This is a genomic window from Robinsoniella sp. RHS, from assembly GCF_001029355.1.
In the GTDB taxonomy this organism is placed as follows: domain Bacteria; phylum Bacillota; class Clostridia; order Lachnospirales; family Lachnospiraceae; genus Robinsoniella; species Robinsoniella peoriensis.
This window is the reverse complement of the sequence record NZ_JNGB01000047.1, coordinates 16,734-38,796: the sequence shown is the minus strand read 5'-3', so window position 1 is coordinate 38,796 and position 22,063 is coordinate 16,734. Positions and strand designations below refer to the sequence as shown.

General features: G+C 42.8%; 14 protein-coding genes and 1 pseudogene. 2 read left to right on the top strand and 13 right to left on the bottom strand.

Translation table 11 applies throughout. From position 1 onward, the window contains the following. Together RHS_RS18325 and arcC are read left to right on the top strand one after the other, a co-directional pair. Nucleotides 1–303: pseudogene (locus RHS_RS18325) on the top strand (transposase); the annotation flags it as partial. Nucleotides 304–704: 401 nt separating this feature from the next. After that, nucleotides 705–1,637: a carbamate kinase gene (gene arcC, locus RHS_RS18320; RefSeq protein ID WP_047833993.1), complete on the top strand. Its 933-nt coding sequence runs from the start codon at nucleotides 705–707 to the stop codon at nucleotides 1,635–1,637. A 57-nt stretch (nucleotides 1,638–1,694) separates the two neighbouring features. On the opposite strand, the gene RHS_RS18315 is transcribed toward arcC, so the two are convergent. From RHS_RS18315 to RHS_RS18255, 13 genes are all read right to left on the bottom strand, one after another. Next, complete coding sequence (locus RHS_RS18315; protein ID WP_395022905.1) at nucleotides 1,695–2,945, bottom strand: MFS transporter; 1,251 nt, start codon at nucleotides 2,943–2,945, stop codon at nucleotides 1,695–1,697. A 26-nt stretch (nucleotides 2,946–2,971) separates the two neighbouring features. After that, nucleotides 2,972–4,588, bottom strand: coding sequence for a response regulator (locus RHS_RS18310; protein WP_047833992.1), 1,617 nt, complete (start codon nucleotides 4,586–4,588; stop codon nucleotides 2,972–2,974). Next, complete coding sequence (locus tag RHS_RS18305; protein WP_047833991.1) at nucleotides 4,588–6,369, bottom strand: sensor histidine kinase; 1,782 nt, start codon at nucleotides 6,367–6,369, stop codon at nucleotides 4,588–4,590. The genes RHS_RS18310 and RHS_RS18305 overlap by 1 nt, the downstream gene beginning before the upstream one ends. A gap of 88 nt (nucleotides 6,370–6,457) precedes the next feature. Further along, complete coding sequence (locus RHS_RS18300; protein ID WP_047833990.1) at nucleotides 6,458–8,104, bottom strand: DUF4091 domain-containing protein; 1,647 nt, start codon at nucleotides 8,102–8,104, stop codon at nucleotides 6,458–6,460. Nucleotides 8,105–8,144: 40 nt separating this feature from the next. Continuing rightward, entirely contained in the window at nucleotides 8,145–9,728 is a 1,584-nt protein-coding gene (locus tag RHS_RS18295; protein ID WP_047833989.1) for a hypothetical protein, read from the bottom strand. After that, on the bottom strand, nucleotides 9,729–11,153 hold the full coding sequence (locus tag RHS_RS18290; RefSeq protein WP_395022900.1) for a M17 family metallopeptidase: 1,425 nt from the start codon (nucleotides 11,151–11,153) through the stop codon (nucleotides 9,729–9,731). Between the two features lie 112 nt (nucleotides 11,154–11,265). Further along, entirely contained in the window at nucleotides 11,266–14,358 is a 3,093-nt protein-coding gene (locus RHS_RS18285) for a glycoside hydrolase family 38 C-terminal domain-containing protein (protein ID WP_047833988.1), read from the bottom strand. Nucleotides 14,359–14,409: 51 nt separating this feature from the next. Then, entirely contained in the window at nucleotides 14,410–15,339 is a 930-nt protein-coding gene (locus tag RHS_RS18280) for a carbohydrate ABC transporter permease (protein WP_081820230.1), read from the bottom strand. A gap of 33 nt (nucleotides 15,340–15,372) precedes the next feature. Further along, the gene (locus tag RHS_RS18275) at nucleotides 15,373–17,124 is read right to left on the bottom strand and encodes an extracellular solute-binding protein (protein ID WP_027293807.1); all 1,752 of its coding nucleotides are present in this window, start codon (nucleotides 17,122–17,124) and stop codon (nucleotides 15,373–15,375) included. Nucleotides 17,125–17,193: 69 nt separating this feature from the next. Then, nucleotides 17,194–18,147, bottom strand: a complete 954-nt coding sequence (locus tag RHS_RS18270) for a sugar ABC transporter permease (protein WP_027293806.1) — start codon at nucleotides 18,145–18,147, stop codon at nucleotides 17,194–17,196. A gap of 74 nt (nucleotides 18,148–18,221) precedes the next feature. Further along, entirely contained in the window at nucleotides 18,222–18,983 is a 762-nt protein-coding gene (locus RHS_RS18265) for an endonuclease/exonuclease/phosphatase family protein (RefSeq protein ID WP_044292890.1), read from the bottom strand. Next, the gene (locus RHS_RS18260; protein ID WP_044293422.1) at nucleotides 18,980–19,918 is read right to left on the bottom strand and encodes a metallophosphoesterase family protein; all 939 of its coding nucleotides are present in this window, start codon (nucleotides 19,916–19,918) and stop codon (nucleotides 18,980–18,982) included. The genes RHS_RS18265 and RHS_RS18260 overlap by 4 nt, the downstream gene beginning before the upstream one ends. Before the next feature lie 192 nt (nucleotides 19,919–20,110). Then, nucleotides 20,111–21,646 carry an SH3 domain-containing protein gene (locus RHS_RS18255; RefSeq protein ID WP_395022897.1) on the bottom strand — a complete coding sequence of 512 codons (1,536 nt, stop codon included), beginning with the start codon at nucleotides 21,644–21,646 and terminating at the stop codon, nucleotides 20,111–20,113. Nucleotides 21,647–22,063: the final 417 nt, after the last annotated feature.

Below are 22,063 nucleotides of genomic sequence, written 5' to 3'. Positions count from 1 at the left end.
CCTGTAAACCACCGTCTGCCAAATCGCATTAGAGCTCACTTCATGATCTGCTATACTGCGCTGCTTGTGTACCGTTTACTGGAAGCCAAACTTGATGACCAGCATACACATGTGACGACAGAAAACTTAATTAATACCTTGAAAAATATGAATGTGACGAATATTCACGACGTCGAATATATGGCTCTCTATAATGGTAGCAAGGCACTAGATGCCCTAACCCAACTAACATCGCTAAACTTGGACAGGCTGCATTATAAACCAAAGGAACTGAATGGAACAATTAAAAAAATTTTAAAGTAACGTTTACATACAACAATTTCATAATCAGTATAAGCCGATAACCTCAGTATTTATAAGGTGTATCGGCTTTTCGTCTTCTTGTAAGTGTCGAAAACGGGATTATATTCCCCATAGTCCAATTTGTCAACCTCTTTTTTATATTTTTTTATATTAATTTTTTATGTTTTGTTTTTGTGTTAATTATCTGATAATTTTAAACTATTCTAATATTTTATATTTTATATCTTACACAGAAAAAGAACAGGTCTTGTTGATATAACCCATTCCAATACCACTGCACCGTAAAAGTTTATCCCAACCTTCTTTTGAAAAATATTGCTTTTTCCCTCCCCTAACTATATAATAGAATATAAGTTTACGGAGTGAAACAAAGAATACAGATTGAAAGAGGTAACTGAATTATGAAGAAAAAGGTTGTTATTGCACTTGGCCATAAAGCGCTTGGCACTACATTTCCGGATCAAAAGGTTGCAGTTAAAAATTCTGCCAAGATCCTTGCTGATTTAATAGAAGAAGGATGCCAGCTGGTAATTTCTCACAGTAATGCTCCCCAGGTAGGGATGATCCATACAGCCATGAATGAATTCGGGAAGGTTCATGAGGATTATACACAGGCTCCTATGTCCGTATGCTCTGCCATGAGCCAGGGATATATTGGATATGATTTACAGAATGCAATCCGTGCAGAGTTAATTAAACGCGGTATTTTCAATACGGTAAGCACGATTCTCACCCAGGTTCTGGTGGATCCTTATGACGATGCTTTTTATAATCCCGTTAAGGTAATCGGACGTTATCTTACTGCGGAAGAAGCAGAAGAAGAAGAAAAGAAGGGCAACTATGTTATCGAAGAACCCGGCAAGGGTTTCCGCAGAATTGTTGCGGCTCCAAGACCTAAGGATATTATTGAAATCGATGCCATTAAAGCCCTTGTAAATGCCGGCCAGATCGTAATCGCATGCGGCGGCGGCGGTATTCCGGTACTGGAACAGGGCAGTGAGCTCAAAGGTGCCAGCGCAATTATCGAAAAAGATTATGCAGCCGGAAAATTAGCTGAACTGATTGACGCTGACGCATTGATCATCTTAACAAACGAAGAATATGTCTGCATTGATTATAAATCCGATGCACCGAAGGAACTCCACCGGATTAGTTCTGCAGAAGCACAGGAACACATTGACCATCATGAATTCGGTGAGGCTGCCATGCTTCCTAAAATCCGGGCATCCATTGATTTTGTTGCATCCGGCAATGACCGCAAGGCAATTATTACAAATATGGAACATGCCTGTGATGCTTATCTTGGTAAGACGGGTACTGTTATCACGAAATAATATAAATTAATATTAATCACAAAAGGGGCATGCGTCAAAGCATGTCCCTTTTTTCCGTTATTCACTGGCAATCTTTTTATTGCGAAACAGCATACACATTATCAGTGCTAAGAAGGTGATTCCAAGCCAGCTTAAAATTGTATTGTCCCAGCCTGTTTGCTGTACCAGAATCCCGATTGTAAATGTAGAAATGGCACAGCCCAGATATGCCATGGAATTCAGGAAACCGGATACGGTTGAGACCCTTCCTGCTTTTTCAAACCTTAAAGGAAGAAGATTTACGAAGACCGTATTTACAGCCATCATAGATGCTGTAATGACGGATAATAAAATAACGGTAAGCATCAATGACTTACTGCCAAAGAGCCACAGACAAAGCAGTGATACCGTTGCTGCCATGAAGAAGCATGCTGCTGTCTTTGTCTCCTGCTTTTTCCATTTTCGGTACAGATACTGAGCCGCATAAGCACCTGTCAGATTAATAACAGGCAGAATGGTTGTCACCAGAATTGAAAGTGCCGGGGATGTCAGAAAGGTTTCGCTGATATAAGTAGGAACCCAGGAGGTTACACCGTCTTTTAAAACCCCATGTACAATTACCGGAATCAGAATGACAAGAATTCCGCTTCCTGCCAAAATCCTGTGAAAGGCAACCTGCGGCCTTTGTATATTATTCCGATTATTATCTTCTTTCTCAACGTCCACACCAAATTCCCTGGAAAACTTTTCTATTTTTCGAAATTTAATATCCCATAAAAGTGCCGCTGCTATAAGCAATGCTGCTGCTGCAAAAAACACCCCATGCCAGCCATTCAGGTAAATTACGGCAGCAGACAGCAGATAGGACGCCAGCGTTCCCAGTGCTTGCGTGGATATAATGTTAATACAAAAACGGAGTTTCGTTTTTTCTTCTAACATTTCTGCAAAAATGCGGATAATGGGAGGCCATATCATAGACTGGGCATAACCATTTATACACCAGACTAGCCCCATGATACCAAAATCAGCAAAACATCCCATAACAAGATTTGCTACCCCCGAAATTGACAACCCTAAAAAAATCATTTTTCTGGGATTTACTTTGTCCCCCAGGAATCCGTTTAACAGCTGCCCGATTCCATATGCAAAGAAGTAAGTCATACTGATAAATCCTGCCTGGGATTTTGAAAGTACTGCTTCTTTGATCATGACCGTCATGGCTGAGGAATAGTTGAGCCTCCCCAGATAGGACGTAAAATAGGCAATCCAGCATAATACAAACAACATGGTTGTCATTCGCACATCTGCTATTTTCTTATATTTATGCAATGTAATTCCTCCCTGATACATCATTTTTACCTGTTCTGCTGCCGGTATTGCAGAGGCGTTAGCCCTGTGGACTTTTTAAACACCCGGAAAAAATACTGACTGTCCTCATACCCCACTTTCTTTGCGATTTCTACAACGCTTTTATCTGTTTCCACCAGATATTCCCTTGCCTTTTTGATTCTAAATTCCGTAATATAATTTACGGTTGACTGCTTTAGCTCTTTCTTAAATACGGAGGAAAAATAATTGGGGCTCATCCCATATCGTTCCGCCAGTTCATTTATAGCTATATTCTCATTATAATTTTCCTGTATATACTGAATTGCCAGCATGATTTTATTCCTGGCATTGGTATCTACAGCGCCTTCGTTCTGCATGCATTCCATTACCACATTGATGAGATAGCCCTCCATTTCTTCCACGCTGTGAAGCTCATCCAATATGCTGAAACTGGAAAGAAGCTTTTCCATGCTTTTGGGATTATGGATGCCTTTTGAATTGAAGTTACGCAGAACCATATTTAAGATCCTCACCCACATGACCCGGATGTAAGTCACGTTATATTTGAATAGTTTTTCTTCCGAAAATATTTCGTGAATCAGGGTCTGGATATTACCAATATCATGCCTTTCGATATAGTGATACAGCATATTTAATGCAGCCGTAGGAAATTGTTCTGCACTGAATATCCTGGCATCTTCATAGAAATAAATGTTAGAGGTTCCATAGACAAGCCTTTGCTTTAATGCCTCCATCGCTTCGTTTTTACTGGCTGCAGATAAATGCAGCGTACTTTTGCTTAAGCCCATGGTCAGAAAAATATCCATCTGCTTTTCAAAAATATTTTGCAGTTTCAGGAAAATCTGCTCTATTTCATTTCGCAAAAGCTTTTCTCTTTCTAACGAAAATACTGCAAAGAGCTGATTATAATTTGACAGGTTATCCACCATTACTTTGTCACAGGCGGAAACGATTTCGGAGAATACATTTCTGATGGAGAACCGGATTAATTCAATATCTTCATGCCCAAATTTGCTGCCGGAATAGCTTCTCCCGTCAATATTTATAATTCCAAGAAAATGCAAACAGCCCGAGCTGAAAAAACGGGGATGGTCACTTTTTAGCATTTCATAAAGGAGCCCTTTCTCTTCAGTCTCCATCACCTGTTTGCTGACCAGCGCATGTATGCCTTTTTCCAGTGTATACTGCTCTTTCTCTTTTTGCAGTTTGGTCTGGCTGGATATGGTATTGCGTATCATCTCATCTTCCTGCAGTGATTGTATGGTTTTTTCCATAACCTTTTTCAGTTCATCATTGGACAACGGCTTTAGAAGATAAGCTTTTGCCCCCAGGGAAATTGCCTGTTCCGCATAGGCGAACTCCGCATAACCGCTTAAGATGATAAATTTCATATGGGGATACAGCGGCTTTGCTTTTTCTATAAATGTCAGCCCGTCCATATCCGGCATATGGATATCTGTCACTACGATTTCCACACTTTTTTCCTGAAGAATCGTCAGGGCCTCCTGCCCGGATGAAGCTTCCAGAATTTCCTCAAATTCCAGGTTTAAATACTTTAATCTGGCAAGAAAACCTTTTCTGATTAGCTCTTCGTCATCGATAATCAATAGTCGGTAGTTCATTACATATCTCCTCCCCTTTGTATTAATGGCAGCCGAATGCAAAACCGGCTTCCCTGATATGGCATGCTATCAATGGATATCCCATATTCATTCCCACACGATAATTGTATCCTCTGATTTACATTTCGGATCCCAATGCTTTTTTTATTATCCTGTACCTCTTTCGGCTCATTGATAAAAGCATTTAAATCCCGTACCCGTTCTTCATCCATCCCAACTCCGTCATCTTCAATAACGATGAGCAATGCCTCCTTTTCCCTGCGTATCGAGATCTCAAGGGTCCCTTTTGATGTCAGATTCCCCAGCCCATGTACAATCGCATTCTCTACAATCGGCTGTAAAATAAACCGCAGAATCATGTAACGATCCACATCTGCCTCCACATTATAAAAGACTTCAAAGCGTTCGTTATAACGTATTTTCTGAATAAATATATAATTCTGTGTATGATGCAGTTCCTGGGCAATTGTTACAAATTCTCCGTAATTTTTACCCAGACTGTAACGGAAGATTTCGCCCAGCTTCTCACACATATCACATACCACAAATGCCTGATTGACTGCAGCGATTGAGCTGATCGTCTCCAGTGTATTGTATAGAAAATGCGGATTTATCTGAAGCTGCAGATTACGCAGCTGTGTTTCTTTATTTTCCAACTGCTGTATATAGTTTTTTCGAATCAGCTTTTCCAGTTTTTTCAGCATATGGCTGAATTGTTTGTCCAGATAAGCGATTTCATCACTACCGGCGATGGGCTCTGTAATGGTAAGGTCACCGGTCTCCGCAACTTTAATTTTTTGTACCAGCGCCCCAACCCTTGCAGAAAAACGGTATGTGAATAAGTATGAAAAAAATAATATTGCCAGGATAACCAGCAGTAAAAGGGGGATCACCAGAAGCTGTATCTCTCCTTTTTTCTCCATAAGTTCACTGTTTGCAAATAAGAACAGAATGTTCATTCCATATTCTTCTAATGAGGTACTGGCTACCACATAGTCTGATATGGTATGGATTTTGCCGTTATGATACTGTTCTCCATCTGCCTGACGCTTTAAAAATTCCGAGAGAACTTCCCCTTTATTCTGGTCTGAATCATAGAGGGCTTTGCCGTCTGCACCATATACGATAACATCAAAATTACTTTTATCATTTTCCCAGTTCTTACCGGGGGAAAACAGACGTTCCATAAATATATCAAGTTTTACGATTCCAATATCTTTTTTTGTGTAATTAAGCAGGTCTATCTTTTCTATTTCCCGCAGAATGGACAAGATCGTCTGACCTTTTCCAGCAGACAGGTAAGTAAACCAGCCTTCATTCAGAGCTTTTTTATTACGGTACCAGGACTCTTTTTTTGCTGCTTCTATCATGGTAGCTTTGTTGCCATACACAGGGTTCTCAGCGATTTTGGAATAAATCATACAGTTTCGTATCTCACTGGGACGGTCCAGCAGCAGCGATTTCGTTACCTCTGTGCTGATTTCCTGTCCCTTCTTGTATGGGCTCTTTTCCACCGATGAATTTGTGAGGGTGTCCAGTATTATGGTATTATTCGCGATAAAATCCAGGCTGTTCTGGTATTGCAGCATTTTTTCTTCAATATTTTTCATATACTGTGCTGTAATTTGTTCGTGTGAATTAACCAGATCCCCTACGATCAGCCGCTCTATTTTCTGAAACAGAAAGCCGGTGATTAATATGATCGGTACTACGCTGATCACGATAGTGAAAGAAACCAGCTGTTTAAATATGGAATAACTGTAAATTTTTTTACTTTTCATCTGTCTGCCCTTCTTGCTGTCATAAGCTGCTGTGTCTATATTTATCCGGGTATTCAGAAAGGTCTTAGAGCGTGATTTAAAATACGCTCTAATGCCTTTTCGCGATCTCCCTGTTTACCTTTTCTCTGAGCTTCTGAAAAAACTGACTGCTGTACGGATAGGAAACAAGGGTTACCGGCATCTGTGCCGTCTGTCTGATCAGTTCTAATACATACTCTCTTGACGTAAGTTCTTCCAGCATCTGAAATGCACGGATATCCTGCATGGCTTCGGATAATACCATCAGGCGTATGGATTCTTCCGGGCAGCCGTCCTCTCCCGGATATACCAGGAAGGCATCTCCGGAAGGAAATGCTGCCCCTGCATCCGTGACCTCATAAGGATTAATGTGGGACAGGGAATATTGCGAATTGTAGAAATTAAATCCCCAGTGCAGAAATCCCTCCAGGCGGTACTGATACATCTGTACTCCCAGAATCCGTGTTCTTCCCGAAGGCATGGCGAAGAAACGATTTGTAACATCTTTTCCCTGGGCCCCGCAATAATAGGTCCAAAGTCCCTGTACCTGATGTTCTAAAAAAGGATTCAGATGATCAATTCCCGGAACCGGTTTATCCACGATTCCGCTTTCATAAAAAGTATATCTGGAAACTGCATCCATAATGGGGTATCCCTTTAGATGGCCGGATACGGATTCCCTTACTTTCCGGTACATTTCCAGGTCTTTTTCCTCCGGCTCATCCGATAAGTGGAAAAATACCCGTCCTCTTAAATCCCATTCATCCAGTTTTTGAACCAGCGCATCCAGATATTGTGCCAGAAATTCCTGGTATTCAGAGCTTTGACTATCCGTCTCCCATCCAAATATCTGTTCCATAACACCATCTTTTACTGCCATCACTTTGGGTGCACTTTTTGCCCCCCATTGTGTAAAAAGATGGGCGATTTCAAAATATTTCACACCGCAATCCATACACATTTGAAAATAGGTATAAAGTTTTTCAAAGGAAAAGATATATTTTTTATCCGAAACACTCACATCCACCAGCTGCACCGTGGTGCGTTCTCCGCCTATAACGGTATCCAAAGGAGGAGTAAATGTGGGCGCTAAAATCATATTAATGCCGCGTTTTACATATAGAGTGATAAAATTCTTTAATATCTGCCAGTGCCGCGCAGACCAGGGCTCTGCCTGGTAATAGTCAGCAAGACAGTCACAATGAAACCACTCTGTATGAAAACAGGTCTGGGGGCTTAGATTAACCGGATAGATGCAGATCTCTGTATGCACCTCACCGACCAGTAAATTATCTTCATCATAAAACTGCAAGATCAGATCCTGTAATCCCTCCATTCCCTCTTTTGCTTCCATATCAATCCACAATGTGTGCCACTGGCGGGGAATAAATGGAATCTTTTCAAGCGAAATATCTCTTAATAAATCCGGATAAAGTCCGGGTTCTTTGGAGAGATAATGCTCATCGCAGTCTCCGTTGCAGGGCAGGATAGAAGGCATCAGCTTCACTTCCCGTATCCGTACCGCATCCTTTAAGCTCCCTTTCACCTTTACCGCCCCATACCGGGTATACGAAGTCTCTGCCCGATATGCACATTGAAGGGAGATGGTTTCTCCCAGGAAGCCGGATAACGCTATTCCCTTTAAGTCATCTTCCGGTTCTATTCCTGGAAATACTTTGGTAAGGGAACTTATAAATTTAAATTCATATTTGATCATGTTGTTATCTACCTTTCACTGAAAATAATTAATATCAATTTTAATCAGGTTCTATGATTTCTGCACAAACTTTATTGTTAGTAAACCGGTAAGTAAATCGCACAACGGCGTTATCCCTGTATGTAACAAGGCTTGCCTTATTTGATGAACCGCTTCTTGGATAGCTGTCGTAACAGTATGTTGCAGACAGCGTGCCATAAGTGGATATTGCATAATCATATGTTCCCGCATAGGGAATCACTACTGTCAGCGTATACATACCCTCACCCAGATAATACATACGGGTCACTTCACTGTTGGAATCATTTTCCACGGCTCCCGCCGAAGGTTGAAAGCTTCCATAAACCACTACTTTTTCCGGAAGTTTCACACCGGTTTCTTTATCATAGACGTCTCTTGCTCCATAATCCATCAGATTTCCGGGATTGGCTGCTTTTTCACGGAGGCTGTGATTCATTTTCCAGAGTCTTTGCAAAGCTTCTTCCTGGGAAAATCCCATGGGGCAGTCTTTACTTTTTTGGTTGATCTGGTAGAACTCCTGAATCTCTTTTGTTCCATCTTCTTTCTCCATCATGAGAGCTGCATCACTGAGCATTCTTCGAAACGGAATTTCAAAATAGGCATTTGGATTCTGTATTTCTGTCCAGTAATAAGTATACTCCAGAAAATGATTACGGGTTGCTGCATCCTGGTTAGCAAACCATCCGATCTGGTCATATCCCCACCAGTCTTTCCTTGCCAGCTCTTCTCTGGTAAACTCATCAAACCGCTCTATCACTTTCCCGCCCCAGTTGTCATACTCCATAAGATAGGGCATTGCCTGGGCACTCCATCCATTGGGATTGCTGCCTCCTTCGCTAAACCCTTCTTTTACCAGCACCTGCTTATGCCCCGGATGCGCAAGCAGCGGAACACCCGTAAATGGCATGGCATGATAATCAAACAACAATCTTCCACTGATATTAATACCATGTGTATGGGCATCCAGAAGTACTTTATGCCGGCGGGCATGTTTTTTCGCATAATCCCTGATCAGTTGAAACAGCTCTTCTGTTTTTAGAAAACCTTTGTCATTGGCGGTATACAAGTGAACCTGCCCCATATGGAGCGCTTCGTATCCACAGTCAATATAACGGCAGGCCCTGTAATAAAACCACATTCTCGCCTCCAGACGGTTCAGGTCGGGTATCCCACCGTTTTTTTCTTTTTCACGGCTTATATGTATAAACCCCGGCGGTTTCTGTGGAAACAAGGTCTTTTCCAGACAAAAATTTCTTTTTTCCGGTTTCTCGCCAAATGCTTCAAAAACATATTCTGGAATGGGAATCTCATTGATTTTTTCTACAATTATCTCGAATATACAAGCCTGCAATATGATCTCCTCATCTAATGCATGGACTTTTTCCGCCAGAATCCTGCTTTTTTCAAAATGTACCTCATCGTCCATTGTCATATACCAGACTCCCGAGGCTCTGCCTAAGAACTTCACCCCCAGATCACGAATGACTCTCAAGTCATCCTTCAGAGTATTGCTTTCAAATAATCCCGCTGCTGTCACTGCCCTGGAAAGATAATTTTCCAGAACATCCTTTTTTATGTACGTATCGAAGATATAATCTGCCATCTATTTGTCACTCCTTTTATCATCTAATAGTGAAGCAATCGTATCTGTAAAAACGCCGGTGGCACCTTTACACAAGCTTTCCGTCTCCTGCTTATTTACAGCAGGTCCTACCACATCCAGATGAATCCACCGGATTCCTTCCTCGATAAATTCTTCCAGAAAAGATGCCGCTACACTTGCACCCCCGCCCTTTCCAGGCGCATAGTTTATCAAATCTGCCGTAAGGGAATCTTTGATTTCCTGTTGAAAATACGCATCTAAAGGCAGTCTCCAGAGTTTTTCACCGCAGACTTTTGCCCGGTTCTGAAATTCCCCATAAAATTCGTCACAATTGGAAAATATCCCTGCTATCTCACTCCCAAGGGCGTTCTGGCAGGAATAGGTGAGCGTTGCAAGATCAATGATACTCTCTGCACCGATTTTTGCTGCAAAAGTCAGCGCATCACAGAGTATCAGGCGCCCTTCTGCATCGGTGTTATAGATCTCTACCGTCTTACCTGACATGGTCGTAATTACATCTCCCATTTTACAGGCATCCGGACTGATCACGTTTTCCACGCAGGGTAAAATGGCGCAGATTCTCTGTTTGCTTTTATTACGCACTGCAGTTTCAAAAGCCGCCAGTATATTGGCACCACCGCACATATCATACTGCATCCCCTCCATGTCACCCATGGATTTTAAATGATAGCCCCCGCTGTCAAACATAACCGATTTTCCTACCAGGGCAGTAAGGCTCCCTTCTCCACTTCCTTCATAATACAGTACCAGGAGTCTTGCCTCTTTGCTGCTCCCCTGATTTACTGCAAGAATTCCCTGGCATCCCATTTCCTTCAAAGCTCTGTCATCAAACACTTCCGCTTTTAAATGATAATAATCCGCCAGTTCTCTGACATACCCTTCCATCTCCCGGATTCCAAAATAATTGCCCGGAAGGTTCCCAAGACTTCTGGCATGGCTGATGCACCTAGCATCCATTACTGCTTCCTCCAGGATTTTGCACAGATTAAATCTCGTAATAAATGTATAATGGCATTTGGGATATTTTGAAAACAATTCCCTGTTAATAAATATACTATTATTTCCAATTTTTTTTAACCCTTCTTTTGCAAAAGAATATCCGCCTTTCACAATTGCCTTAACCATAAGCCGAATCAGTTCTGCTGCGCTTTCCTCTTCCCTGCACACTCCGTCCAGGTAAATCCGGATATCACCCACGGCATTTTTCCCCAGTATCCGGGATTGTTTCTGTAAATCGCAAAAAGGATATTCTTTGTTCTCTCGAATATCCCACCTGGTGATCTGTCTTTTTTGTATACTGCTGTTTATGATTGGGGCATTCAGTTTCTCCCCTTTTTTTCCTATGAGTATCAGCCTGCTTTCTTCTCCCATTGGATCTAAGCCGGCATTAATATGAAACTGCATTTTCATTTTCCTCCCGCAGACATTTTCGCCCGACATTTATTCCCGTGAGCAGCCAGCCAAACGGACGCGCCTGCGGGTCCATCCGGCTGCTGCCACAAGTATGTATTTTATGTTAGAAATTCACCATAATAGTTTTAATCTCGTAGGGCTTAACGAAGATTTCTACCGGCCCTTCCTGAAATGTTCCTTCCGGTATTTCCATCAGGCTGCATTCACACCACTGCCTGATATTAAAAGCACTCTGCATTTTGATCGTTTCTCTGGAACCTTTAAATTCATGAAAACGAATTACAATGGCATCGCTGTTTTCTGCCTTTTTCACCGCATCCACTACAACTGCATCTCTGTCAAACGAAATAAAACTATGTTCCATAACCGGTTTTCCGGGTTTTCCAGATAATGGATTGTTCAGATCGAATGCCTCTTGTTCTATCTCCGCCCGGTACCATTCTCTGTGATGGGGCAAAATAGAATACGTGAATTCATGATGTCCCAGATCTGCTGTATAATCCGGGTCCACCGCCGATTTTATCAGCGTCAGGCGAATGGTATCTTCTTTTATGTCATGTCCATATTTACAGTCATTTAAGACTGCCATTCCATATCCTGTTTCCCACAGATCCACCCACTTATGCGCCACTACTTCAAATTTGGCACTTTCCCAGGGGGTATTGCGGGTAATCGGTCTTCTCATATTGCCTTCCTGAATATCGAATCTGGCATCCACCGCCCGGATATCCACAGGAAATGCGGTTTTCAAAAGCTTCTGGCGTTCTTCCCAGTCTGCCTCAGTGCGAAAATCGATCCTTTTTTTGTTCCGGTACAGGCACATAGTCTGTCTGATCCTGGATTTATGATAAGCCCAGGTGAAAGTGACATAAATTCCAGCCGGCTGCTCTTCTGCTTTAATTTTGATACAATTGGTGATTTCTTCTCGTTTTAAATCAATAGTAGGCTCCAGTTCCCATGCATCAAAACATCTTGGCTTGTCTTCAAAGACCTGGAGTACATTGCTGCATTTTCCCGATGGGAGTACCTCTCTTGCTGCTTCCTTGTCGTATATTCTGGTAAGCTGCCCCTGTCTGTTCCAGGAGACTATATAATACGGGGTATCTGCTTCAAAGATCTCTATTTCCTGTCTGGAACCGGCTGTACCCTCTTTTTTATAAATGGATACAAATGAAAATGGCTCTATATCCGATAAATATACTTCACTTCTCCCATTCTCCCATCTGGAATCCAGCTTTTTCCCATTTTCATCAATAAAGAAATCCGTCTTTTCCGTATCAGGTATCAGGACATAGGTATTCCGCTTCCAGTTTGCATTATTAAATACCGTATACACACCTTCCCCCGGCTGATATAAGGCTTTGCTGAGATTTTCATTCACCTGCTTCAACAGCCCTTTGGCACGTTCATATTCGGTATGACTGTCTTCATATACTTCCTTAATAGAAGAACCCGGAAGAATATCATGAAATTGGTGACACAGAACAATTTTCCATGCCTTTAAGATTGTTTCTGACGGATAAGGTAAGCCGGTAAGCTGTAGTGCCAGCACACTCAGCAGTTCGGTATCTCTTAACCAATATTCCATTCTGCGGTTCATTTTCTTATTATATGCCTGGGAAGTATAAGTTCCCCGGTGAAATTCCAGATATAACTCTCCATCCCAGACAGGCAGGAACCCATTCATGGGATTTTCCAAAAGGGTCTGATTCAGCCTTTTGAAATAACTGCGGGCAGTTTCTGTTTTGACTTTGGGAATACCCGGTACTTTATTCAACTGGGTCATGGTCATAATCATATCACGATTGGGACCTCCGCCGCCATCACCATATCCATACGCGATTAAAAGTTCCCGGTTCAGATCTTTATTGCTGTAATTATCCCAGACACCCTTGACAGCATATGGTCTGGTATCACCATTATATGTATAATATGAATCTCCCTGGTCTGTAGTGGTAATGAAATGTGTGGTAACCTCTGTCCCGTCTATCCCTCTCCATAAAAAGGTATCATAGGGCAGTTTATTGGTGTCATTCCAGCTGATTTTCGTAGTCATAAATGTGTTCACGCCGGACTTTTTCAGTATCTGGGGCAGCGCCCAGGAATATCCGAACACATCGGGGAGCCACAGAAAATCATTCTCATAGCCGAATTCCTGCATAAAGAAATTCTTTCCCACCAGGATCTGGCGGATGATGGATTCTCCGGAAGCAAGATTACAGTCGCATTCCACCCACATGGAGCCTGAGGGTTCCCACTTCCCCTGTGCAGCCCTTTTTTTGATCTGTTCATAGATGTCCGGATAATCTTCTTTGATAAATTCGTAAAGCTGTGCCTGAGACTGCAAAAAAGTATACTGGTCATATTCTTCCATTAAACGGTTCACACTGGAAAAAGAACGTGCCGCCTTTTCTCTGGTATGGCACAGCCTCCAAAGCCATGCTACGTCAATATGGGTGTGCCCAAGTAAAGTCACTTCTACTTCCGGTTTTCCCCTTCCATCCATCTGTCCGTTTAAATAAACATATGCTTTTTTTATACTCTCATAGAATTCGCCGCTGCCGGGTTCGGTATAGTCCACATACCCAAAAGCTTTCACCAGTGTATTTAAAATCCATTCTCTATACTCATGGCTGTCATCCAGCAGCTCGTAAGCCTCCAGGGCAGTCCTTGCCAGAAAGTAAAAATCGTCTGTCGTATGATCCAGTATACCAAACTGCGCACGCTTTATTTCCATTGCCATTTCCCGGGGTCTTCCGCCGCCGTTTAACCCAGACCAGACACGGAAATTCAATTCCAGGCTGCATCCGTTTTTCCCTGGCCTTAAGAAGACTTCCCTGTGGTTTCCATCCACGCCCTGGTAAGGTTCCCCATTTAAATACAGTAAGCTTTCAAAATGGTTGTTATTTCCGGTTCCCACCCGTGCCCCAAAGTCAAAGAGCCCGACTACTTCTTCCGCTTTCATGGCTTCTGGTATGGTGATGCGGGTACACAGCCAGTTATAGCGGTCCCATCCTTTCCAACGAAATCCCGGGCTTACCACGCGGGGTTCTCCCATGGGGGTACGGTTTCCTGTCTTCCCGTCATCCTCATACCAGAGAAACTCCGGTATTTCCTGTAAGCTGTGGTAACGCAGCTCTTCCAATTCTTCCAATAAATTCTTTATTCTGTCTTTGTTATGAAAATCAAATGGCATATTATCCTCCAGGATGTTACAGAATTTTAAACACGCTCCAGTGTATAGACATCAACCCTTCACTGCTCCAATCATGGCACCTTTTGCGAAATATTTCTGTGCAAAGGGATAGATGCATAATATCGGCAGGGTGGTAACTACTACCGCTGCCATCTTCAGTGAATCCGATGTGACGGTATTGGCATTTTGCGCCAGCGCCTGGGATACGGATGTAATTTCCTTCTGCGCTGCCATTGCTCTTGCCAGCATCTGCTGCAGTACAGTCTGTACCGGCCACATTGCACTGGACTTCATATAGAATGCTCCGGCAAACCAGTCATTCCAGTGATTTACGGCTGTGTATAATCCTACAACGGCAATTACGGGTTTACTTAAGGGAAGCATAATCCTTCCATAGATCCCGAAAAATCCACATCCATCCAGTTTTGCTGACTCTTCCAGACTTTCCGGAACAGATTCAAAAAAGGTACGCATCATAAGCAGATAGGTAACACTTACCAGTCCGGGTACTACATACACCCAGAAGGAATCCAGAAGATGAAGGTTGTTGTATTGGATATAAGTCGGGATCATACCGCCTCCGAAGAGCATGGTAAATGTGATCAGCATGGTGATGACCTTGTTTCCCGGCAGCTTCTTTTCCCGGAGGGAATAGGCTGCCAGAGATGTTACCGCCAGGCTGGCGGCTGTTCCGATAAACGTTCTTGCAATGGTTATTACATATGCTTTCATGATACTTCCATCTGCAAATACTTCCTTGTAGTTGTCCAGGGTAAATAATCTGGGCCAGAAATATACACCGCCTTTGGCTGCATCGGTTCCGTCATTTAATGATAGTGCCACTACGTTAAGGCATGGAAGCACGATTAACAGACATATGATGATGATGATCAGATAAATAATTACCTGTATAAACCGATCCATTGGATTTTTCTTAATTTTCTTTGCCACCTTGATAGTTTGTTTATTTTCTCTGCCCATGCAAGCATCCGGTCCTTTCTATTGCTTCCTCATTTAGCTGTAAAAATTGATTGCTGTCTTATCTTCCTCATACATCTTTTTCAGATAATCCTTAAACTTGTCATTACCTGCTGATTTTAACTGCGCACGGAAAGATTCTACGATGGATTTTACTTCAGCGTCATCCTTTGCAAAGAATGCCTGGGTTAATACTTCTTTATAGTTTAACAGATCCATCTGTGCTTTAACGTCTTCCATTCCTTCTGCTGACAGATACGCCGTTGCATCAAGTCCTTCGATCAATTTTTTCACTCTGGGGTATTCTTTTGCCACCTCAACGGAACGCTCAAAAGTAGTACTGGATGAGGCACCTGGACGGCTTTCACCAAAGTTGTCCAGAGGATTTAAATTGGTTAATATAAAATTGAAAAATTCCAGTCCGCTTCCGCCCATTCCGGCTCCAACCTGATTTACCAGCCAGTCTGTATCTCCTTCATTTAACTTCTGGGTCACTTCATCGGTCAGCTGTGGCTTTCCATCCACCATATTGTAGGAAACGCCTTCTACCCCGTACTGGCAAAGGAGTGTTCCTTCTTTTGTAGACAGGTAATCGAAGAATTTAAAGATCTCTTCCGGATTTTCGGCATCTGCAGATATCGCCCAGGCACCATTTGCTGTTTTTCCATGAGTTACTTTCTTGTTGTCGCCCTGGATGTCATTTAACGGTCCAAGGGGTACCCATTCATCTGATCCGTAAATAATTTCCTGATAGTTATGAACATCACCGATAATCGCTGAATTATGTGTCTTGGATACTTCCTCTGCGCGGGTACTGTCCATAGTAAAGAACTCCGGATTCATCAGCCCTTCATTTAATAATTTTCTGACATAATTGATTTTATCGTATACATGGTCTGTTTCTGCTTCATGCATGACATTTCCATTTTCATCAATGTTATAGCCGTCGCTTACGCCCCAGTCCAGGCCTGCAATATCAAATTCCAATGCATCTACAGAGCCTCCCCAGAATTTAGGTCCAAGCGGCCATACATCATTGCCGTTATCATCTTTGAATCCGCCCTGTTTAATTTTTACAAGCAGGTCATAAAATTGTTCCGGGGTACGTATTTCCCTTGGATCAATTTTTAGTTCATCTGCAATCTTTTTCTGGATATAAGGTCCGCCCAGATATTCATTTTCCGGAATGTATTCCAGGGAACGGTCTATTTCATCGATTCCAAGGTGCAGCAAATACACGGCCCCCTTAAAGTCATCACGGAATACAATGTTTTTCTGGGAATCATGAGGAAGATAATCGTCTTCATAATATTTGGAATATACCCTGGAGTTTTTCATATACCCGGATACATCCGCAAACATGCCTTCTTTTGCCGCTTTCAAAAGCAACGGAAACTCCGGTCTGGTGGAGTCATTTAGATAAGTGACAATCACGTCCGGAATGGTTCCTGCCGCCAGCTGGGAAGCCAGGACTTTCGCATCGCTGTCACCTGGTGTATACTGAATATTTAATTTAATACCAGTTCTTTTCGTCAATTCCTGCATAACCGGAGTACTGTTTATGTCCTCAGGTAATGTATAGCCAATGTCATCCACATATACCTGCACATTAATAGTCCGGTCTGCAATCCAGGTATCCGGCTTGTCAGCGGCTGCTTCTGCTCCTGTATCCGCCGATTTGGTATCCGTATTCTTTCCTGTTTCCTTTGCACAGCCTGCCAGCAGCCCTGCTGCCATGGTTCCTGCCATCATTACCGCCAGTATTTTTGTTGCCAGTTTCCTTTTCATATCAACAATTCCTCCTTCTTAACTCTCTCTATTTCATAGCTCACTTTATATCTCTCTATCATATTTCTGTCACCATAGTCCCACTTCCGTGGTCTTTTTACATATCCGGTTACAGATAATGACCATTACCAGTCCTACGATCCCCTGGATCAGACCAATTGCCGTGGCATACCCAAACTGACCTCCCTGCAATCCCACACGAACTACATAGGTATCCAGAGTATCTGCCAAAGCCATATTGCCAGGCGTTCTCAACAAATAAATCTGTTCAAATCCGGAGGAAAGCAAGCCCCCGATTCCCATAATAAACAACAGTCCAATGGTTCCCCGGATACTTGGCAGCGTAATGTGCCACATTTTCTTAAGCTTAGAGCACCCATCCATCTCCGCCGCCTCATACAGGGCAAGATCCACACTGCTGATTGCCGCCAGATAAATAATGGAATCCCATCCGATATTTCTCCATAAATCCATGGAAAATAAGATCTTGAAGAAATATTTAGCCTCCATCAGGAAGAAGGTGCTTCCATCACCGCCCATCTGTGTGATAATCTGATTTAATACTCCGGTATTGGGAGCCAGAATTCTCTGCAGCATGGTTACGATAATAACCGATGATAAGAAATGCGGCAGATAGGTGATTGTCTGGGTAATCTTTTTAAATCTTAAATTACGGATTTCATTGAGCAGAAGTGCAAGTATTATTGCAAATGGAAACTCCAGAATGCATTTAATCGCACCAACGCTTAAGGTATTGCGAATCAGCCTGAAACAGTCATAGCTCTTGAAAAAGGATTCAAAGTAGCGGAACCCAACCCAGGGACTTCCCCAGATCCCTTTTCGAAACGAATAATCTTTAAAAGCCAGAACACTTCCTGCCATTGGAACGTAACAGATTAATATGTAATATATAATACACGGCAGCAGCATCAGATACAGGGGCCAGTATTTGAGCAGCCGCTTTCCAAGCGGTGCCTTGACCGGCTTTTGCCTGACAGGCTTTCTTGCAGCAGCAGTTTGCATTTGTTCCTCCTCCTTTTATTTGATGAGTTTATTATAAATTTTTTTCCATATTTTCAACAATGGACAAAACCTTTTTATTTAGTGTACATTTCTACACACAGAGGATAATGATCCGACAAATATACACCTTCACTACAATCCATCCACTTTTCGATGCCACAGCTGCACAGTTTGTCTTCAGCATAGATATAATCAATTTTCTCTGGTTCTGACAGGTTCCCGTAATCATGGAAGGTTCCTCCTGCCAGTTCTGTCATATCACGGAATCTTGGATATTCTTTCATAATCTGCATCTCCTCAGAATCCGGAAAAGCATTAAAATCCCCTGCCAGAATCACCGGTATATCATGGAATCCTTTTTCCGCCTTTAACTTTTGAAAAATCTGGCTCAGTCCCAGAAGCCGTGCCTTGGTTCCTTCATGATCCAGATGAATATTGATAATCCGGAAAAGCTCTTTAGTCTGGAGATTCTGAAGTACTGCTTCCGTACAAGCCCGGGGACAGATGCTCTGCTGGGGATAGCGGCTGCCGGGCTGTGACGGCGTCTCGGAAAGCCAGAAAGTTTCCATAGAGATCAGATTATACTTCCCTTTCTGATATGCGATAGAAGTCTGCTCATCTTCCAAAGAGCTGCTTCTCCCGCACCCGATGATATAATAATCCGTCAGATTTTCCTTTAGCCACACCGCAACGTGGGGTAATACCTCCTGAAAGCAGATAACATGAGGCTGTTCCTGGATTATTTTCTTTATAATCAACGGTTTTCGGTTGGAAAAACAATTTATGCCATCCTGATTGTAATCACATCGGATATTAAAAGTAGCCAGTTTTATCATCCTTCATCCCTCACCCTCTCCGGTTTATGCTGCGGTGGATTTTTTACCACGCTTCCATCTTCCTGGCACACGTAGGTTTCAAATCCGGTAAGATCATCTTCCTGCAGCACAAATATTCTTGCCCCTCTTTTCAGGCCCTCTTTCCCATAGCCTCCGTATCCGCTTGCCCTTCCGTATCCCAGAACGATTCCGTACATTTTACCCCAGAAATCATTTGCATGGTCATGGCCTGCGAATAGTCCTCTGGTATGCCCTTCTTCCAGCATTGCCGTGAAAAATCCAGAATTGATCCGGGGACAGCCGATACCTTCATTTTTCTCACCATAGCAGACTTCCATATCCCATAATTCATGGTACTCAGGAATCGCCATGTGTAAAAATGTAAGTGCGGAAAAATCTTCGCCAGGATTCTGCTTTTCATATTCCCGCATCATTTCCTGGTACCAGTTAATCTGTTTTTTCCCCAGATAAGCGTAATCTCCTACCTGGGGCATTGGGTTATAATCTCCGGAATCCAAACCACAGACCAGCCAGCGCAGCCTTTCTTCTCTGCTGCAGACCTCAATCATATGATTACCGGTTCCCTCCAAACCGGTTCCCCCATCAAATGCCAGGCATCCCGGTAGTTTTCTCACTTCTTCAAATAATTCTTCGTGGCTGCTGTTAAATTCCACATCGTGATTCCCAAATACAAAAGTCCATGGAATCCCGGATTCGATAAAAGGTGCCAATGCCTTTGGAAGAAACTTAAGATTCTGTTCCCCGTATACCGTATCCCCGGTGGTAATTAACAGGTCCGGACGTTCCCGGGCAATCAGCCTGCCCATCATTGCCGTCGTTCTTGCATCATCGGCATCGTCATTGGTGTAATGGATATCCGTAAACTGCATTACTTTAAAAGTCCCGTCATTTTTGAAATATAATCTGTTATTCATATCCACTGTCCTTTCTTTTTTCACATATACTTACGTGAAGTATATAAAGCAAACTAAATTCCTATATAGCTTATCCGTATTATGGATATTCTGCAATAGACAGAAATTTATAAATCAGTGGATATTTCTACAACGAAAAAACAGATGCCCGGAAGCATCTGTTTTTTCAGTTCTTATTTATTATTTATATGATCAGTCAATATAGCTTGCTGCGCTGTATGCCTGTCTATAGCTGATATCGGAAATGATGATTCCCGTTTCCGGTGTGCTGGCATGAATTACCTGATTGTTGCCGATGTACAAGGCTACGTGGCCGATAGATCCGCTGTCATCTAAATAGAACAGTAAATCTCCGGGCTGAACGCTTCCTACGTCAACACTTCTTCCTCCATAAGCCTGGTCTGCAGCCACACGCGGGATACTGATACCGAAGTTTGCCATTATGGACTGTGTAAATCCGGAACAGTCTGCTCCGTTTGTCAGACTGGTGCCTCCCCATACGTAAGGATTACCTTCAAATTGAAGCGCAAAACTTACAATACTCTGTCTGGTACCGGAAGTGGAGGAACCCTGTCCGCTGCCGCCGGATGGATCCTGGTTTCCGGGAGCTTCCGTCTGAGGCGGCTCTGTAGCAGGTGTTTCTGTAGCAGGAGCCTCTGTTTCAGGAGCATTAGTTTCCGTTTCTGGTACTTCTGTAGCAGGAGCCTCTGTCTCAGGGGCATTGGTCTCTGGCACATTGGTTTCCGGTGCATTGGTCTCTGGCGTTTCTGTCCAGGTTGTTTCTGTTTGCGGAGCTTCTGTCTCCGGTGCCTCTGTCCAGGGGGCTTCGGTTTCCGGTGCATTGGTCTCCGGGGCATTGACTGCCGGAGTCTCTGTTTCCGGTACATTGGTTTCCGGGGCGCCTGTCTCCGGTGTTTCTGTCTGCTGTGCATCTGTAGATGCATTGTTCTGTCCCATAGATGAACCCTGCGTATTGGATGCCGCTTCATCTGCCTTACGCGCTTCTTCTAAAGCTGCCTGATAAGCTGCTTCTTCAGCTGCAAGCCGCTGTCTTTCTTCTTCCAGGGATTCTGCTACTTTAAAATGCATGCTGCAATCCACATATTCTTTCGACACGTAGCCTTCCATATCTGAATCTACTCTTACTTTTACCCAGTCTCCCTGGTCATCCAGTACACGGAGTTTCTCCGAGTCACCCACCATGCCTACAATATCCTGATCCGTTCCGGCTCCTGACCTTACCATTAAAGTAGTGGTCTTAACGGTAGCGACTTTTTTCCCCACCTGTTCAGCCAGTGCCTCTGCTTCTGCACCTGTGACAAAATATTCTTTTTTAACATAACCTTCTACAGAACCGGAACGGATATGGTACCATCCGTCTTCTTCGCCCAGTATCTCGGCTGCCGAATTATCATAGAGCTTTCCAAGTACTTCTCCATCGTCCGTGTTTGGTTTATTTCGTATATTAACATAAGCATCATCATTAATCTGTGCAATCGCCAAATTGTCATACGGATTCGAAACCTGTGCCTGCGCTTCACTGCTTCCGTCCGTCCCATCCTGTTTGTCAGCAGATCCCTGCTGCGAATCCTGGCTCCCGCTTATACTCGCCTGTAAACCAGCCAGCGGAACCTGAATAGTCTGTGCTTTTGAAACCAGACCCAGGCTTGAAAACGTAATAGATCCTGCCATCAGACATGCTGCAATCATCATCATTCTTTTCTTCATGAAATTTCTACCTCCATATTGCTATATTTAATTGTTACATAATTGTTAAATTTATTACATTTTCATTATATCATAATTACATTTTTTGTCAACCTCAAGATAATATATTGTTTTACACCACTCTAAATCCCCAGTATTCAAAAGGGTTTTAGCCATTTATTTTATTTTTTCTTTATTCTTTATTCATATTTTTTATTAATATTATCGAAATATTTCGTAACAACTCTGGGTTCAGTTAAGGAGTTGCTTTGTACTGCGGGTAATGATCAATAAGAGAAGCGCCCCTTACTTTTTCAAAAAAGATCTTGAATTTTTTGCTGCAGTACTAATAGTTATAAAAAAACCGGATCAATATACGCTAACCCTATCCTCGGATGGGGTTTACATATACTGATCCGGCTTTTTATAAGCTACTGT

Excerpts from the sequence above, each read along its gene's own strand:
- arcC (WP_047833993.1), top strand. The coding sequence starts at position 705 with ATGAAGAAAAAGGTTGTTATTGCACTTGGCCATAAAGCGCTTGGCACT.
- RHS_RS18310 (WP_047833992.1), bottom strand. The coding sequence starts at position 4,588 with ATGAACTACCGACTATTGATTATCGATGACGAAGAGCTAATCAGAAAA.
- RHS_RS18305 (WP_047833991.1), bottom strand. The coding sequence starts at position 6,369 with ATGAAAAGTAAAAAAATTTACAGTTATTCCATATTTAAACAGCTGGTT.
- RHS_RS18300 (WP_047833990.1), bottom strand. The coding sequence starts at position 8,104 with ATGATCAAATATGAATTTAAATTTATAAGTTCCCTTACCAAAGTATTT.
- RHS_RS18295 (WP_047833989.1), bottom strand. The coding sequence starts at position 9,728 with ATGGCAGATTATATCTTCGATACGTACATAAAAAAGGATGTTCTGGAA.
- RHS_RS18290 (WP_395022900.1), bottom strand. The coding sequence starts at position 11,153 with ATGCAGTTTCATATTAATGCCGGCTTAGATCCAATGGGAGAAGAAAGC.
- RHS_RS18285 (WP_047833988.1), bottom strand. The coding sequence starts at position 14,358 with ATGCCATTTGATTTTCATAACAAAGACAGAATAAAGAATTTATTGGAA.
- RHS_RS18280 (WP_081820230.1), bottom strand. The coding sequence starts at position 15,339 with ATGGGCAGAGAAAATAAACAAACTATCAAGGTGGCAAAGAAAATTAAG.
- RHS_RS18275 (WP_027293807.1), bottom strand. The coding sequence starts at position 17,124 with ATGAAAAGGAAACTGGCAACAAAAATACTGGCGGTAATGATGGCAGGA.
- RHS_RS18270 (WP_027293806.1), bottom strand. The coding sequence starts at position 18,147 with ATGCAAACTGCTGCTGCAAGAAAGCCTGTCAGGCAAAAGCCGGTCAAG.
- RHS_RS18265 (WP_044292890.1), bottom strand. The coding sequence starts at position 18,983 with ATGATAAAACTGGCTACTTTTAATATCCGATGTGATTACAATCAGGAT.
- RHS_RS18260 (WP_044293422.1), bottom strand. The coding sequence starts at position 19,918 with ATGAATAACAGATTATATTTCAAAAATGACGGGACTTTTAAAGTAATG.
- RHS_RS18255 (WP_395022897.1), bottom strand. The coding sequence starts at position 21,646 with ATGAAGAAAAGAATGATGATGATTGCAGCATGTCTGATGGCAGGATCT.